Annotated in this window: 9 protein-coding genes; 5 read left to right on the top strand and 4 right to left on the bottom strand. The window is 64.3% G+C overall.

The genetic code is table 11. From position 1 onward, the window contains the following. Positions 1 to 49: 49 nt before the first annotated feature. The 4 genes from ACXJKM_RS23100 to ACXJKM_RS23085 form a co-directional block, all read right to left on the bottom strand. Complete coding sequence (locus ACXJKM_RS23100) at positions 50 to 937, bottom strand: helix-turn-helix transcriptional regulator (RefSeq protein WP_082532448.1); 888 nt, start codon at positions 935 to 937, stop codon at positions 50 to 52. Between the two features lie 91 nt (positions 938 to 1,028). After that, positions 1,029 to 3,536 (bottom strand): protein kinase domain-containing protein, encoded by a 2,508-nt coding sequence (locus ACXJKM_RS23095; protein ID WP_457355468.1) that lies wholly within the window; start codon positions 3,534 to 3,536, stop codon positions 1,029 to 1,031. Positions 3,537 to 3,579: 43 nt separating this feature from the next. Further along, positions 3,580 to 4,215 carry a sigma-70 family RNA polymerase sigma factor gene (locus ACXJKM_RS23090; RefSeq protein ID WP_457355466.1) on the bottom strand — a complete coding sequence of 212 codons (636 nt, stop codon included), beginning with the start codon at positions 4,213 to 4,215 and terminating at the stop codon, positions 3,580 to 3,582. Between the two features lie 717 nt (positions 4,216 to 4,932). Further along, positions 4,933 to 5,916, bottom strand: coding sequence for a LysR family transcriptional regulator (locus tag ACXJKM_RS23085; RefSeq protein ID WP_457355464.1), 984 nt, complete (start codon positions 5,914 to 5,916; stop codon positions 4,933 to 4,935). Between the two features lie 270 nt (positions 5,917 to 6,186). On the opposite strand from ACXJKM_RS23085, the gene ACXJKM_RS23080 reads away from it, so the two are divergent. The 5 genes from ACXJKM_RS23080 to ACXJKM_RS23060 all read left to right on the top strand — a co-directional run bounded on the left by ACXJKM_RS23080 (position 6,187) and on the right by ACXJKM_RS23060 (position 16,296). Further along, positions 6,187 to 7,899: a M14 family metallopeptidase gene (locus ACXJKM_RS23080; protein ID WP_457355462.1), complete on the top strand. Its 1,713-nt coding sequence runs from the start codon at positions 6,187 to 6,189 to the stop codon at positions 7,897 to 7,899. A 91-nt stretch (positions 7,900 to 7,990) separates the two neighbouring features. Continuing rightward, complete coding sequence (locus ACXJKM_RS23075; protein ID WP_457355460.1) at positions 7,991 to 10,288, top strand: TonB-dependent receptor; 2,298 nt, start codon at positions 7,991 to 7,993, stop codon at positions 10,286 to 10,288. An 11-nt stretch (positions 10,289 to 10,299) separates the two neighbouring features. Further along, positions 10,300 to 11,631, top strand: coding sequence for an MFS transporter (locus ACXJKM_RS23070; RefSeq protein ID WP_457324728.1), 1,332 nt, complete (start codon positions 10,300 to 10,302; stop codon positions 11,629 to 11,631). Further along, positions 11,628 to 12,677 carry an alpha/beta fold hydrolase gene (locus ACXJKM_RS23065; RefSeq protein ID WP_457355458.1) on the top strand — a complete coding sequence of 350 codons (1,050 nt, stop codon included), beginning with the start codon at positions 11,628 to 11,630 and terminating at the stop codon, positions 12,675 to 12,677. The genes ACXJKM_RS23070 and ACXJKM_RS23065 overlap by 4 nt, the downstream gene beginning before the upstream one ends. A 106-nt stretch (positions 12,678 to 12,783) precedes the next feature. Next, positions 12,784 to 16,296, top strand: a complete 3,513-nt coding sequence (locus ACXJKM_RS23060) for an indolepyruvate ferredoxin oxidoreductase family protein (protein WP_457355456.1) — start codon at positions 12,784 to 12,786, stop codon at positions 16,294 to 16,296. Positions 16,297 to 16,299: the final 3 nt, after the last annotated feature.

Raw genomic sequence — 16,299 nt, 5'->3', positions numbered from 1 at the left:
CCGCGTTCAGCCGTCGGCGCAACGGCCCCGTGCGGGCCGCCGTCAGGGCTCAGGCGGCGTGAGGCGCCGGCCCCAGCGCGGCCTGCATCAGTTGCAGGCGGTTGCGCACGCCGAAGCGCTTGCGCAGCTGGCGCATGTGGTAGTCGACGTTGTGCAGCGAGAGGTCGAGCTGCGCAGCGATGAGCTTGTCGGGCAGGCCGCGCGCCAGCCGCGCCAGGATCTCGTTCTGCAGCGGCGTCAGCGCGCCGGCGGCGCTGCGCAGGCCGTCCGCTTGCGGTGCCAGCGTATAGCGGCTGTAGAACTCGTGCAGGCACAGGGCCAGGGTCAGGACCTGGCCCAGCACCGCATCGGTCATCCAGTCGCGGCCCGGTCGTTTCGAGATCAGGCTGATGATGTGCCGATCACGGCCCGGCAAGCTCGGCAGGCCCATCATCACGCCGCTGCCGGCACCGGTGGCGCGCAGGTCGTCGAAGAAGCGCTGGCGCAGGCCCTGCAGGTAGGAAGGCGTCTCGGCCTCGGCTTGCAGCTCGTCCAGCGTCCACATGACCGGCAGGCCGGATTCGGGCACGCGCTGCAACCGCGGGTCGACCAGGTGATAGGTCTCGGCGAAGTAGCGTTCCGTCCAGGCGGGATCCGCGTAGGTCGTGCAGAACGACCGCGGCACGGGGCGGTCTCCCGCCTGGCTGAAACAGCCGTAGCCCAGCCATTCAAAGCCGAGCGACTGCAGCAGCGCCTTCACCGAGCGTTGGCGCAGCTCGGGTGTCTCTGCCGCCATCAGCGCGACGAGCAGCGCCGGCTGCAGCCGCGGCTGGGTCAGGTCTCGTTGCAACCCTGGCGGCTCGTCGTGCAGCAATACCGGCGTGGTGCCGTTCGCTCCGGGCGGAAGCGGATGGTCGCCACGGCCGAACGCCGCTCCCAAAGACATCAACATTCCCATGCCAAACACCTCGGCTGCGCATCAGTTCCAGATACCGCATAAGGCGAGAAACGCGGAGCGACCGGCTCATGGCGTTTCAGCTGGATACGCTTTAGTCGCAGCGCTGCAGTGACTGCGACACGACGGCCGGCGTGGTGTCGGTCCGGCCAATGCCGTTGCGGCTCTGCACGTCGCGCAGGATGACCAGGCTGCGTCGCCACGCGGCGCATGCTCGGGCGTTCTGGTGGCCGGCGGCAAGCGCCTGGCCCAGCAGGTAGTGGGCCACGCCCTGCTTGTAGCGTGTGTTCAGGTCGCGCAATGAGCCTTCTGGCAGGCTGTTGTAGCCCTCCACCGCCCGCTGCGCCGCTGCTACGGCGGCCGCCGCATCGCCGTTGGCCAGCAGCGCCTTGCTCATCGAACCGGTGACGATGGCCACCTCGGCGCGCAGTTGTGCGTTGCTGGGGTCCCGGCCGCTCAGTTCGGACAGGATCTGGACCGCCTGCCGGTAGGCGTTGGCCGCGTCACGTGGCTGCTTGGCGCGCATCAGGGCCGCGGCCAGATTGGCGTGGTGGGCCGCGAAATTGCGCTGCAGGCGCGCATCATCGCCATGCCTTTGCACGACCGGCCCTTGCAGCTCGAGGGCGCGCCGGAACGCCGCGATGGCCAGCTGCACCGTCGCAGCCTCCTCATCGCGTTCGAAGTAGTAGGTGCCTTCTTCCAGGTAGGTGGTGGCCAGGCCGGATGTGGCCGTCTCATCGCCAGGCCGGCTAGCGAGGATGGCCAGATACAGGCGCCGGGCGGTTGCCAGGCTCTTGAAGAAGGGCTCCACCTTGTCAACGAAACGCTGGACCTGCGCGAGCTGGGAATGCATCGCGGCATGGACGGTCTGCAGCTCGGGATCCAGCTGGCCATGTGCGGCCAACGTGTCCATCAGCTCGACCCCCTGGGCCACCAGTGACTCCGCCGCGGCGTCGTCATCCTGGGAGGCCAGCAGCGTGCCCTTGCGCTGATACAGCTGGGCGAGCGTGGCCGCGGCATGGGCCTGGCTCGGCTCGGCGACCCGCGGGTTGCCGACGAGGTTCTTCACCAGCGCGATGCCGCGGTCGTAGCTGTCGCGCGCGCTCTTCGGGTCACCGAGGTTGGCCGAGTACGGGCGGCCCTGGATGTCGCCGATGTTGCGGTAGCCGCCGGCCAGCTCGATCTGCAGCTCAGCGTCCCCGGCGGCTTCGGCGCTCAAATGCCGCAGCGAGTCGAGCGCGTTCTGCACGACCATCCGCCGCGCCGCCGTGCCCCCTGGCAGCGGCGCGATGGCCTTCTGAAGGTCGCGCAGCATGAGGGTGGCCAGCTTGCGGACGTCGGCGAAGTGCTGCTCCGCACGGGCCTTCTGCCGGCGCGCTTCGTAGGCCTCATAGGCCGCCACGGTGGAGGCGGCCACGAGAACCAGCAGGGACGCAGAGAGCGCCACACGGTGGCGCCGCAGGAAGAGGCCGATGCGGTAGCGCCGCGCATGGGGCCGAGCCTGCACCGCGAGGCCTTGCAGGTGCCGGGAGAGATCGTCAGCCAGTTCCGCCGCGTTGGCATAGCGCTGCGCCGGCGACTTGTGCAGGGCTTTCATCACCACCGCATCCAGGCCACCGCGCAGCTGCCGCCTGAGTGTGCTGGCACCGGTCAGGCTGGCATCGACGGCCCGGCTTGGCCAAGGCGGGTCGTCTTCGAGGATGGCCTGGCCCGGCGAGATGTCGCCGACGCCGCGAGCATAGGGACTCGTCCGGGCGAGCAACCGATACAGCACCACGCCCAGCGAGAAGACGTCGCTCGCCGGCGTGACCGGCTCGCCGCGGAGCTGCTCGGGGCTGGCGTATTCGGGCGTCAGGATGCGGTAGATGCCATCCGTGTGCTGGTTGTCGGCCTGCGCCGGATGCAGCTGCTCGGCGATGCCGAAGTCCAGCAACTTGACCGTGCCGTCGCCGCGCACATGGATGTTGCTCGGCTTCAGATCGCGGTGCACCACGCCGCGTCCATGCAGATACCCCACCACCTGGCAGACGGTGACAAAAAGCCGCAGCCGATCTTCCACGCCAAGCCCGCGGTCGTCGCAGTAGGTGTCGATGGCGTCGCCTTGAACGAGTTCCATGACAAACCACGGCGCGCCGTCGCCCGTGACGCCGGCGTCGATCAGCTTGGCGAGGTTGGGATGGTCGAGCGAGGCCAGGATGCGCCGCTCGGCCCAGAACGGTTCCAGGGCAACGGCCTGGTCGGCATCCGCCCTCATCACCTTGACCGCCACCTGCTGCTCGTACTGGCCGTCAGCGCGCTCACCGAGATAGACCTCGCCCATGCCGCCGCGGGCAATCAGCGACACGAGCCGATAGGCACCCAGTGTGCGCCCAACCCATGTCCCGGTCGCGCGCTGCTCCAGCGCCTCGAGCATGAATTCAGCGGGCGGCGCATCCAGGGGACTTGCCACAACGCCGGCGGCTTCAAGCAGGTCTTCGACCTCGCGCATCAACGTCGAGTCGCCGGCGCTGGCATGCCGCACGAAAGCCTTGCGTTCGCTCGCCGGACGCTCCATGGCGTCGGCCACGACTGCCTTGGCCCGTTGCCACAGCTCGGCTTCCATCGATGCGCTCAATGCCGTTGCCTCCCGGGACGGCAGTGCAAGCTCATGCCGGCGCGACAGCGGAAAGAACTTCCCGGCGCGAGGCGACAGCAGCAGGCCGCGCCATTTCGCGCAGCAGCCAGGCCCGCGCCGTCACCCATTCCCGCTTCACCGTGGCCGGAGAAATACCCAGCGTCTCGGCGGTCTCGTCGATGCTGAGCCCGCCGAAGTAGCGCAGCTCAACGACCTGGTTCTGCTGCGGGTCGAGGCGTTCCAGCCGTTGCAAGCATTGGTCAAGCGTGAGGATGTTGAGTGCCAGCTCGCCCGCCTGGATCGATTGGTCCCAATCCGTGGGCAACTCATGAAGTTCCTCCAAGCTCACGGCGATCTGGCCGCCGCCTCGCTTGCCTGTCTGGCGTGCGCGGGCATGGTCGACCAGGATGTGGCGCATCAGCTTGGAGACCAGCGCAAACAGCTGCGAGCGCGACTTCCACTGCACTTCGCGTTCCTTGGCCAGACGCAGGAAGGCCTCGTGGACCAGGCCGGTGCCCTGGAGGGTGTGGCCTGAGCGCTCGCCCCGCAGATGGCGGCGCGCGAGATGACGCAGATCGTCATACACAAGCGGAATCAGGCGCTCGAACGCCTGGCCGTCGCCGTCGGACCACTGTCGAAGCAACTGCGTTACCGGGCCGTGGGCCATCTCGTCAACGGGTCCGCTCGTCATGATGCAACTTGCTCCTTGCTCAAACTGCTCGGGGTGCGCAGCCTACGTCTGCAAACGGCGATTGATGCACCGTTTTTTGGCAGCAGCCTCATTTCAGGGACATTGAAATCGCTTACACGCCGGTGGTGTGCAATGGGCAGCGCTCTGCCTCTCTCGTCCCTGGACATGCCACGCCGCTGGACTGAAGACCCGGCGCTGGCATGCCGGTGATCAGCGATGAAGCGCTTTTGCTAGCTCAACCATCGCTTCTGCAACCGGCGTCCGGCCGAAGCGGTCCTTCGTCTCATGTTCGCCGCTGGCGCCTGGGTGCCCGGGCGGAAGAGGTCGTAGGTAGGGCGATCACCATTGAGTGATGCGGGTCGGTCGCGGTGCATGGGTTGTCTCCCCTGGTCGTTGTGGGCGTTTCCGAGAGCCGGCGCGGCCGCCGCCGGACTGTCAGTCCACACTGTGCTGACAAATGTTATCGATGTCATTTGGGTTTACATCTGATGACATTGCCGATGCGCAGAGAGCACTGCGACGCCTGGCTGGAGCGTGGTGTCCCCAAAATGCCGCGTGGTTGCTGCGTCAGTTACTACGGTTGCAGTCGCTGTGACCGAGAACGCCGGGACCAGGTGCAGGTGCCGTGGTCAGAGCCGCACCTGTTCACTATCTGGAATGGCAGCGATGTCGCTCTTACGACTGAGCATTGGATCAGTCATCAAGGCGCCGCGCAGCGGCTGGGCTGGCGACAGCGAAATCAGAGTTTGGCTTTGCCACTTCAGCACGATCCGCAGCGAGTTCTCGGCGCGATCGCTCTAGATCAGCGAGAAACGATTGCACGATGACAGGTGGCGTGGCCTTGCGATAGATGGCACTGAATTTCGAACGCAGTGTCATCTTGCTGGGGATCAATTGCTTCATGTCCCCAGCCGCGACCCACTGGGCCGCATAGTGATTGGGGAGGAACCCCACACAGTTGTTGCCCAGGATCAGTATGGCTTGAGCTTCGATGTTGTCCGCCGTCGAGGCTGCGGATTCGGCGCCAAGCAGATCCAGGTCACGTCGTCTCAGATAGCCGCGCGAGACGATTCGTGCCTGCTTGAGGCCCTCCATGACATCAGAGGTTTCACGGCCTGACTTGGCCAATGGGTGCGTCGCCTCGCAGTACAGGCCATGGACTTCTTCATAGAGTGCAATAGCCGTGCTGCCAGGGGCATGAAACGGGAAGTGGCCGACAGCGAGATGTAGCCGGCCGTCTAACACGCGCTGCTCAAGTTCTGCCGGCATGCCAATGTAGACGTTGATACGCAGATCCGGTCCTCGAGCTGAGAACCGCTTCAACGCGTTGCGCAGCGGTGAACGCTCGTCGGCAACGGTGTTGTCGATGATGCCGAGGTTCAAGGTTCCCGACACCAGGCTGGTCAGCAGCGCCGATTCATTCCGGAAGTCGTCAATCGCGCCAAGCAGGCGCTGAGTGGCGGCGTGCGCAGCCGCGCCTTGCTCAGTGAGTCGAAACCCTCCACGCCCACGCTCACAGAGCCGCACACCCAGCCGAACCTCCAAACTGCCGATCTGCGCACTGATGGTGGATTGCCCAACGTTGAGCATTGCCTGCGCAGCCGAGAAGCCGCCGCAACGGACGACCGCGTCAAAGACTCGAAGCAACTTGAGATCTACATCGTGTACTTGTCGCATGAGAAGAATCCTGGTGGAGGTTCTGCAGTGCTGCTCGCACGTTGCGATAGAACCTTCACTGCATCGAGTTTCATCAATGTAATCGCAGTGTAAATCCCATCGATTTGTTGTATTCCGCTGCAGTGCCGTGTGTCGTCGAGTAGCTCCATGCAGTCGGAAAACATCGGCCTGGGTCAATGCAAGCATCAGATACAGCGCATTTTTCGCGTGTAAGGACGTCGGTACATTGACTGCGAGCCCATCCATAGGGCGTTGCAGAAATAGACCACGATGTTCCGAGATCGCTACCTGAACTACGCTCAACTCATGGGGCAGTTGGAGGGCTGGGCGGCTACGCACGCAGACCTCGTTCGCCTGTGCTCACTCGGCCAGTCCGCCGAGGGTAGAAGCATTCCCATGCTCATTGTGGGCAGGGATCCAGACCGTCTGCGTCCGGCGGTCTGGATCGACGCGAACATGCATGCCAGCGAGGTGTGCGGCACCAATGTGGCTCTGGCCATCGTTTCCGACCTGATCGCATTGATGTCAGGCGCTGAACAAGTCGGCGGGAAACCACTGGCAAAGCCTATGGCGGCCTCACTGCGCGAGGCCCTGTTCTATGTCGTGCCTCGACTGTCTCCGGATGGCGCCGAGCAATTCTTGTCCACCGGAAGACCACTTCGCTCCAGCCCGGTCGATGAGCAGATCCACCGGAAGACGCCGCGGTGGGTGACGGCCGACATCGACGGCGATGGGAGTATCGGTTGCATGCGGCAGATCAGCCCTGGAGGTGAGCTATCCGAGCTGCGAGACGAGGAGGGCGTGCGGATCGAGCCTCCTGTGCTGGTGCCACGGCTACCCGAAGACGAAGGGCCGTTCTTCAAGCTGTATCCGGAGGGGCAGATCGAGAACTTCGATGGCCATCACATTCCGGATCCGCACTATTTGTCAGACAACTCCCAAGATTTCAACCGCAACTTCCCACACCACTGGGTGCCTGAGCCTCAAGAGGCGGGCGCAGGCCCCTATCCCGGGAGTGCGCCCGAGACGCGTGCCGTGCTGGAGTTTGCGACGCGCCACGCAAACATCATGGTGTGGCTAAGTCTTCACACCTTCGGCGGCGTGCTGATCCGCCCCCTTGGCGATCAGCCCGACTCGAAGATGGATCCCCTAGACCTCTCGGTATTCGAGCAGGTCGAGGCGTGGATGGCCGAGTACACCGGCTATCCGACGGTTAGCGGGTTCCATGAGTTCCTGTATTCGCCCGACAAAACCATCCATGGCGACTTGATGGACTACGCCTACCACCAGCGGGGTGCACTGGCCTATGTGGTGGAGCTCTGGGACGTCTTCAAGCAGGTGGGCATCGCCCCGAAGAAGCCGTTCATGGACAACTACATCAAACTGACGCGCAAGGACATGCGCGCCTTGGTGAAGTTCGACCGCGAACACAACGCCGGGCGCATCTTCAAGCCCTGGCGTAAGTTCAACCATCCGCAGCTCGGTGAAGTGGAGTTGGCAGGCTTTGACCCCAGTGTCGGGATCATCAATCCGCCCCTCGAACGAATTGCGCAGACCTGCGACGCGCAAAGCGCTGCCTTCCTCAGAGTGGCTTCCTTGCTGCCCCAGCTGACACTGGAGGTGCTCCGCCAGACCCAGTTCGACACGCATGTTTGCACTGAGGTACGCATTCGCAACGACGGGTACTTCGCGACCTATGGGCCGTCGTCGGCGAAGGCACTCCCTCATGCGGAGCGGCTGCGGCTCACGGTCAAGGCTGAACAAGCGCAGGTCCTGTCGCCCACCGCGCCGCAGATCGACATCGGCCATTTGGAGGGCTGGGGCGGTGGCCTCTACGGCCGCGCCAGCGGCTTCGAGCCTTGGACTCGCGGCAACGACGGCGAGCGGGTCGTCTCGGTGATTACCGCCGGCAGCGGCAGGCTGCTCATCGAAGTCCAAAGCTGTCGTGTCGGCACCTTCGAGCTTGAGGTTCGCGTGCCATGACGCCAGCGCCCGTCGCTGGCTCCCGCACGGAATCTTGCGGATCACACGCCATACCTTGGCAGGCAATTCCACCCCTTTTTGAGACGTCAACATGAGCAAGCCACTGGATCCGTCACGACACCTCGCCAACTCGCGCACCTTGGTCGCTCGTGCGGCGGCGGTGGTTTGCCTTGGCACTTGCCTGCCGGTGATGGCATTGGCGCAAGCCCAGGCCCAGGCCGAACCGGCGGAGCAGAGCGCCGGCGTGCTGGAAAAGGACAAGCCGGGTGACGGTGCAAAAGAAAGAAACCAACTGCAGGCGGTTGTCGTCACGGCCAACCGCCGTAAAGAGATGGCTCGAGATGTCCCGCTGCAAATCAACAGGCTGTCGGCGGACGAGCTCGAGCAATCGGGTGCCAAGGGCCTTGTGGACTACCTGGCTGGCTTGCCCGCCGTCGACGTGAAGACGCAGGGCGGGGCAGGCCTGGGGGCGATCAGCGTTCGGGGCGTTTCGACAGGTGACCAGACCATCGCGACAGTCGGCACCTACATTGATGACATCGCGGTCGGTTCCTACAGCCCCTTTGTGAGCGGCCCCATCAACGCCTTGGATATGGCTCTTCTGGACCTCAGCCATATCGAACTCCTGCGCGGCCCTCAGGGCACGCTGTATGGGGCAGGAGCCATGGGCGGCGTATTGAAGTACGTGACCAACGAGCCCAATACCAAGTCCTTTGAATCTTGGGCGAGAGTGGCGGTGCAGTCCACCGATGGTGGCTCCCTGGGGCACACGGTCAGTGGACTCATCAATGTGCCTGTGCAGTCTGGCGTCTCGGCAGTCCGTGTCGCTGCCTTTTCGGACAAGGATCCCGGCTATGTCACGGCCGTTGGCCCGGCAGGGGGGGCTGGCGTCAACAAGGGCGACTCACAAGGGATCCGGGTGGTGGGCCTCTTGGAGCCCAGCAAGGACTTCAAGTTGCGCTTGTCGGCGGTTGCGCAAGACTTGCATCGCGATGGGCTGGACTATGTCGACTACGACCCGGTGACGCGCACTCCGAAAACCAGCCCTTCGACGCGCAGCCTGGCCATGCGCGAGCCGTACACATCGAAGATCCGTGTCTATTCGGCGGAGTTGGAGGCAGATTTGGGCTTCGCGCGTCTGAACTCGACGACGTCAGCGCAGCGGATCGATTTGACCTCGGCCTTTGACACCACGCCGGTGTACGGGCCGCTGTTGTCGGAGCTGGCCGGCCTCAACGTGGCGTCGGTGCCGCAGAACGTCGCGACTGTGCTGAGGAAGACCACCCAGGAGTTCCGCTTGTCTTCGGATGCCAAGAAAGAGGTGTCCTGGCTCGGTGGCTTGTACTACGACCGCGAAACGGGCACCAATGACCAATCGATAAGCACGGTGATGCCTGACGGCTCCCAAGGCCCTGACATCATCCGGGCGTCGCTGCCGAGCAAGTTTGAGGAATTCGCCGCCTTCGCTGACGTCACCTGGAATCCGACAAGCCAGTGGAGCATCACGGGTGGCGCGCGGGTTTCGCGCAATCGCCAGACTTACCGCCAGGTCGGTGGAGGGCTCATCGCGGCGCCCACAGACTTGAGTTCTGAGTCCAGCGAGACCACTGCTACCTACCTGCTGACAGGCAAATACGCCCTTTCGCCAACGAGCAACGTCTACGTGCGGGCAGCCAGTGGTTATCGACCCGGCGGTCCCAATGTCGTCTTGCTGGATCCCGCCACTGGATTGCCTGCGGCGCCTGCCAGCTTCAAGAGTGATTCGCTGTGGAGCTATGAAGGCGGCTACAAGGCCGATCTGCTGGATCAGACCCTGTCGGTGCAGGCCACCGTTTACCAGATTCGCTGGCGCAATATTCAACAGTACTACGCTGTTCAGGGACTGAACCTCCTGACCAACGCTGGCAAGGCCAAGATCGATGGCGCTGAGGCGAGTCTGACCTTGCGGGTGTCACCAGACTGGACCGTAGCCACGAGCCTCGCTTACACCGATGGTCGGCTGACTGAATCCGGGCCCGGAATCGGCGTCGAGGGTGCACAACTGCCAAATCAGGCAAAGTGGTCTTTCGGCCTCAGCTCTCGATACGAGTTTTCCGTAGGTGAGCATCAAGGCTATGTGGGCGCGGCGGTGCGGGGCGTCGGTCATCGTGACGCGGGCTTTGCGGGCAGCGCTTCATTGCCGTCCTACCGGCTGCCGGGCTACGCGCTGGCGGATGCCCAGGCCGGCATGAAGATGGGCAGATTCGATCTCGGCCTGTCGATTCGGAATCTCTTTGACCGCAGAACCCAGATGAGCGCACAGACCAACTTCGTGCCATTGGGGTCGCCTGCATATGTGGTCGAGGCGCGACCGCGCACGGTCACGCTTTCCGTCACCGCGGCGTACTAGTTGAGGCTGCCATGAAGGTCGTGGACAGCATTGGCCTTGAGGCCGTTGGTAAGTCTAGGGCGAATGGACGTGCTTGGTTCACCTTGTCGATCCTCGTTCTCCTGACTTTGGTGGCCTCGCTGGATCGGCAGGTACTCACGCTGCTGGGAGAGCCTTTGCGACTCTCGTTGGGGCTCAGCGACACTCAACTTGGTGTTCTACAGGGCGTCGGCATCTCTTTGATCGCGGGGATGACCGCCCTTGCCGTGGGTTGGGCTGCCGATAGGTACGACGTGCGCAAGGTGCTTTTCGGTATCCTGGCCTTGTGGGGCACGGCAACCGTCGCCGGCGCGAACAGTCGTAGCTACGGCGCTCTCTTTCTCAGTTCTGCTGGCATGGGTCTCCTCGAGACGGCCATGGCGCCGATCGTGTATGCCTACATACCGCGAGCATTTCCCGAACGAACGCGGGCGCTGGCGAACAGTGTCTACGCCACTTTGAATCTCCTGCTGATCGGCGCAGGGATCGGCCTGGCAGGCGGTGTCGCCGGTGCGGCTTCAACGCTGGGCAGTTGGGGCTTGTACCCTTGGGTTGGGCTGGAGGAGTGGCGTGCCGCGCTGCTGCTGACGGCCGCAGTGGGTATCTCTTGTTCGTTCTTCCTTGTCTTCTTGAAGGCCGACAGACCACGGAAGGCTCACGAGACGGTCGCGTCGCCACCCATCTGGCCGTATTTGCGGCAGCACCGGCTTGCACTGTTCTGCGTGTTCTGCGCCTTTGGCTTGGGAAGCATGGGCTTGCAGGCCTTCACCACATGGGTGCCCGTGATCGCGGAGCGGCGGTTCGGTGCTACGGCTGACGACGTCGCGGCTTCGATGGCCACTTGCTTCCTCGTCGGGATCGTGTCGGGAGCCGTGGTTGGCACATTGGGGTTGAGATTCCTGCAGCGCCGAATTCGGGACGCGGCACCGCTGCGCATCATGGTTGGCGGCTGCTCGGCGGCCGCACTTGCGTGCGTGATGTTGTCAGCGGCCAGTTCGGCGATGCACGTCTATCTGCTGCTGGCGGTGATGGTTGCGGCGTTGATTGCGGGCGTTGTCTTGGCGCCCACCATGATGCAGGACATGTCCGATGCTCGTTTCGTGTCGCGCATCGTCGCGCTGGGAACCCTCGTATCCATTTCACTGACCGCATTGGGAACAACGGGGGTCGGCATCCTGTCTGACGTGCTGGGTACGGATCCAGGAAGCGTGCTGTATGCGGCGTCTTCGGTGGGGGCTGGCGCTCTGGCCATGGCAGCAGTTCTATTGGCCATTGGTGAGCGTGCCTACTTGGCCGCTGTGGCCGGAGCACGGGAGGGAACATGAGCGAGATCGCTTCTAGCCCGGAGCGAAGCTCCTTTGTCGAGATTTTGAGGAATGCACGCCGGATCGTTGCGCAGGAGGGGATCGAGGACCTCCTGGCCGTTTCGATTGGTGGGACTGAGCAATGGCTTTCGATTCGCGGCAGGGATGCACGCAATCCTGTGCTGCTGTTCATTCATGGCGGCCCCGGCAGCCCGGAGATGCCCACCAGCTGGCTCTACCAAAGCGGCTGGGAAGACTACTTCGTCGTCGTGCAATGGGATCAGCGGCGTTGTGGAAAGTCTGGCGCTGCAGCGTGGCCGGATCTGGCCGACGGAGCCTCCCTCATCGATCACATGGTGGCAGACGCCTGCGAGGTGGTGGACTTCCTGCGTGGTCGGTTCAAGCGCCAGAAAATCGTGGTGCTGGGCCATTCCTGGGGAAGCGTGGTCGGGACATTGTTGGCGCAGCGCTGTCCCGAGCGCTTGCACGCGTACGTCGGCGTCGGCCAGGTCATCGACTGGGTCGAAAACGAACGCGCCAGCTACGACTTCGTCGTCCGGCAGGCGAGGGCGCTGGGCTTGGCCGATGCGATCACGGAACTCGAATCCTTGGCGCCCTATCCCGACATGGCACCGACCGCCTCCACGCTGATGCGGCTTCTGACCGAGCGCAAGTGGGTGGTTCACCTGGGCGGAATGATCCATGGACGCAAGGATCTCGATGTCCTCGACCACGCCAAGACGCTGTGCCCGGAATACACGGCAGCGGATCTGGACAGCACCGGGCAAGTCGAGGATGCCGTGGAGCGCCTCTTGCCCGAATTGATGCATTCCGACTTCAAGGAGCTTGGCGAACTGGGCTGCCCGATCGTGATCGCAGCAGGCCGCCATGACTTCGCCACGCCTTCCGGTGTGGCACGCAAGTGGTACGAAACGCTTCGGGCGCCGAGCAAGCATTGGCAGTGGTTCGAGCGCTCGGCGCACATGCCGCATCTCGAAGAACCGGGAAGGTTCCTTGACTATCTGGTCAACACGGTGTGGCCCCTGACTCAGCCTGACGCCGACTGACCGCTGCCATCGGCCGCCCGGGCCACTGTTGCGCCCGGGAGCTTGAAAGATCCACCGTCGAAGTCACTTGCGGCGCGGGGTCGCAATTTCCGCCTAGGAGATCGAATTGGAAGAGGCCCGTTTGTTGAGGGCAGCATCGCTGGACGACCGCCATGACCTGCGGCACCGTGAAGTGATGTTGAGCGGATCCCAGGCACTCGTCAGGTTGCTGCTGCTGCAACGCGAGTTCGACCGGCGCGCGGGGCTGCATACGGCGGGCTACGTCAGCGGCTACCGCGGATCGCCGTTGGGCGGCTTCGATACGGCGCTCTGGAAGTCCGCCAAGGCGCTGAAGACTGCCGACGTCGTCTTTCAGCCGGGGGTCAACGAGGATCTTGCCGCGACGGCCATCTGGGGCACACAACAGCTGCAACAGCTGGGCCCAGCCCGCGTGGACGGGGTGTTCGCGCTCTGGTACGGCAAGGGGCCGGGTGTGGACCGCTCCGGCGACGCCATCAAGCACGGCCACTACGCCGGAACCCATCCACTGGGCGGCGTGCTGGTGGTGTTCGGTGACGACCATCCCGGCAAGTCCTCGACCATCGCCCATCACAGCGAACAGGCCCTGGCCGCCAACAACGTGCCGATGCTCTACCCGGCCGATGTGGGCGAGATCGTCCGCTTTGGGCTCCTGGGCTATGCGCTGTCACGCTACAGCGGCTGCTGGGTGGGGATGAAGGTGGTCAACGAAACGGTTGAGCAGACCACCGTCGTCTCGCTGGATCCTGATGCGCTGCACATCGAGCGACCCCTGCCCGATGACCTGCTGCCCTCCGACGGAGTCCACTATCGGGGCGTCTACAGCCCCGGCCGGGATGAGGCCATCCTGCTCCGGCATCGGCTGCCACTGGTGCATCGCTTCGCGCGGGTCAACGGAGTGGATCGCATCACACTGGGTGCGTCGGGCCGTTTTGGCATCGTCACCGCAGGCAAGGCGCATCAGGACGTGATTCAGGCCCTGGGCTATCTGGGCATCGACGATCAGCGCGCGGGGCAGCTCGGCTTGGCCGTCTACAAGGTGGGATTGATCTGGCCGCTGGAGCCCACTGGTCTGAGGGCATTCGCGCAGGGGCGCCAGGAACTGTTCTTCGTCGAGGAAAAGCAGGCCTTCGTCGAGCCGCAGGCCGCCGCCTGCCTTTACAACGATGCGGCACGGCCGCGTATCGTTGGCAAGAATGATGAGCATCAGCAGACGCTGCTGGCCTCAGACCAGCAGCTTGAACCCATCGACGTGGCGCTGGCTATCGCCTCGCGCCTGCGTGCCAACGGCCTGGCCGATGCCGCTCTCGACGAACGCGTGCAATCGCTTCGCGCCTACCGCGGCGCCCTGACCGCCATCGTGGCGGATACCGGCAGGCGCCAGCCCTATTTCTGCTCGGGGTGCCCGCACAACACCTCGACAGCGATTCCCGATGGCAGTGTGGCGATGGCGGGCATTGGCTGTCATGGCATGGCGATGTGGGCCAAACCGCGCACCCTGGTCAGCACGCAGATGGGCGGCGAGGGCCTCAATTGGGTCGGGATGCACCACTTCTCGAAAGCTGGGCATGTATTCCAGAATCTGGGCGACGGCACCTACTACCACTCGGGCTTGCTGGCCATCCGGGCCGCCGTGGCGAGCGGCGCCAACATCACCTACAAGATTCTCTACAACGATGCCGTCGCGATGACCGGGGGGCAGCCGGTGGACGGCCCGCTTTCCGTGGGCGCCATGGCTCAGCAGGTGCAGCACGAAGGGGTCAAGCGCGTGGTCGTGGTCAGCGACCAGCCCGCCCTGTATGGCCCTGATTCGGGTTTGCCCGCCGGCGTTCAGGTGCGACATCGCGACCACCTCGACGAGGTGCAGCGCGAGCTTCGAGACACGGCCGGCTGCACCGTGCTGATCTTTGAGCAGACTTGCGCCGCCGAGAAGCGCCGACGCCGCAAGAAGGGCGAGTTGATCGACCCTGACAAGCGCCTTTTCATCAACAGCGCGGTGTGTGAGGGCTGTGGTGATTGCGGCGTGCGCTCCGGCTGCGTCAGCCTCGATCCCAAGGAAACAGCCTTGGGCAGGAAGCGGACGATCAACCAGGCCTCGTGCAACAAGGACTACAGCTGTGCCAATGGCTTCTGCCCATCCTTCGTCGGCGTGCGAGGCGGGCGGCTGCGTCGGCCATCCGTCACGGCGGTTGGAGACGAGCGCCTGGCTTGCGTTCCCGTGCCGGAGCGTCTGCCCGTGCCTGAGGCTGGCTTCGGCCTGATGATCGCCGGCATCGGCGGCACCGGGGTGATCACGGTGGGTGCCATCCTGGCGATGGCGGCGCATCTCGAGGGCATGGTGCCTTCCGTCTACGACATGACGGGACTGTCGCAAAAAAACGGTGCCGTCTATAGCCACCTGCGTGTGGCACCGGCCGGCGGCGTCGTGGCCAGCCCACGCCTGGGTTTGGGTGACGCATCGCTAGTGCTGGCTTTCGATCTGATCGCGGCACTGGGGGACGAGAGCTATCGCACGCTGGATGGCGAGAAGACCTGCTTCCTCGGCAACGACCGCGTGGCGCCGACAGCGGCCTTCGTGACCCAGGCGGACGCCCGGGTCGATGCCGGGCTGCTCAAGAGCAAGGTCAGCGCCAAGCTGCCGCCGCATCGCGTCCACTATGCCGACGCGACAAGATGGGCCACGCTGCTGTGCGGTGATCCGGTAGGGGCCAACCTGATGATGGTGGGCATGGCTGCGCAGCGTGGCTGGCTGCCCATGGGAGTCGAGGCCATCGAACGCGCGATTGAACTCAATGGCGTGCAGGTGCCGCTCAACCTGCGCGCCTTCAGGCTCGGGCGCCTGTGTGTGCATGATGCCTCGGCGGTCGAGGAGGCGATTCACCGTTGCGGCGATCGCGCTGTTGCCTCGTTGGAACCCGCTCCCGAGAGCCTGGCTGCCATCGTCGAGCATCGAAGCAAGCTGCTGACTGACTATCAAGACTCGCGCTATGCGCAGCGCTATCGTGCCCTGGTCGAGCGTGCGGTAGAGGCCGAGCAAGGCTTGGCGCCGGGCAGTGATCGCCTGGCAAAGGCGGTGGCTGTCGGCTTCAGCAAGCTGCTCGCCTACAAGGATGAATACGAGGTGGCGCGGCTGTACAGCGCGCCGGAATTTCTGGCCGAGCTGCGCGCGGAGTTCGAGGGCGATTTGAGGCTGTCCGTCTACCTGGCGCCGCCCCTGTTCGCCCGCACAGACCCGACCACCGGGCATCTCGTCAAGCGTGAGTACGGCGGCTGGGTCCTCAAGGCGATGCGCGTGCTTGCCAAACTCAAGAGACTGCGCGGCTCGCCCTTCGATGTCTTCGGCTACACGCGCGAGCGGCGCGAGGAGCGGGAACTTGTGGATGAGTACGAGGGCACACTCGGCCGCCTTTTGAAGCAATTGCGAGGCGATCAACTCCAGGCCGTGGTCCAACTGGCCCAATTGCCTGAGCACATTCGCGGATACGGGCATGTGAAGGCCGCACATCTGGCGCGGATGCGGGCCGAGCGCGCTCGATTGCTGGGCCAAATCGAGGGCGTCGAGACAGGGAACTTAGCCCCGGCCTTGTCGCGTCGCGCATGAACA

Source organism: Roseateles sp. P5_D6, from assembly GCF_054049415.1.
Note: the sequence above shows the minus strand (reverse complement) of the source record. Positions and strands in the feature narration are given on the sequence as shown.

Excerpts from the sequence above, each read along its gene's own strand:
- ACXJKM_RS23100 (WP_082532448.1), bottom strand. The coding sequence starts at position 937 with ATGGGAATGTTGATGTCTTTGGGAGCGGCGTTCGGCCGTGGCGACCAT.
- ACXJKM_RS23095 (WP_457355468.1), bottom strand. The coding sequence starts at position 3,536 with ATGGAAGCCGAGCTGTGGCAACGGGCCAAGGCAGTCGTGGCCGACGCC.
- ACXJKM_RS23090 (WP_457355466.1), bottom strand. The coding sequence starts at position 4,215 with ATGGCCCACGGCCCGGTAACGCAGTTGCTTCGACAGTGGTCCGACGGC.
- ACXJKM_RS23085 (WP_457355464.1), bottom strand. The coding sequence starts at position 5,916 with ATGCGACAAGTACACGATGTAGATCTCAAGTTGCTTCGAGTCTTTGAC.
- ACXJKM_RS23080 (WP_457355462.1), top strand. The coding sequence starts at position 6,187 with ATGTTCCGAGATCGCTACCTGAACTACGCTCAACTCATGGGGCAGTTG.
- ACXJKM_RS23075 (WP_457355460.1), top strand. The coding sequence starts at position 7,991 with ATGAGCAAGCCACTGGATCCGTCACGACACCTCGCCAACTCGCGCACC.
- ACXJKM_RS23070 (WP_457324728.1), top strand. The coding sequence starts at position 10,300 with ATGAAGGTCGTGGACAGCATTGGCCTTGAGGCCGTTGGTAAGTCTAGG.
- ACXJKM_RS23065 (WP_457355458.1), top strand. The coding sequence starts at position 11,628 with ATGAGCGAGATCGCTTCTAGCCCGGAGCGAAGCTCCTTTGTCGAGATT.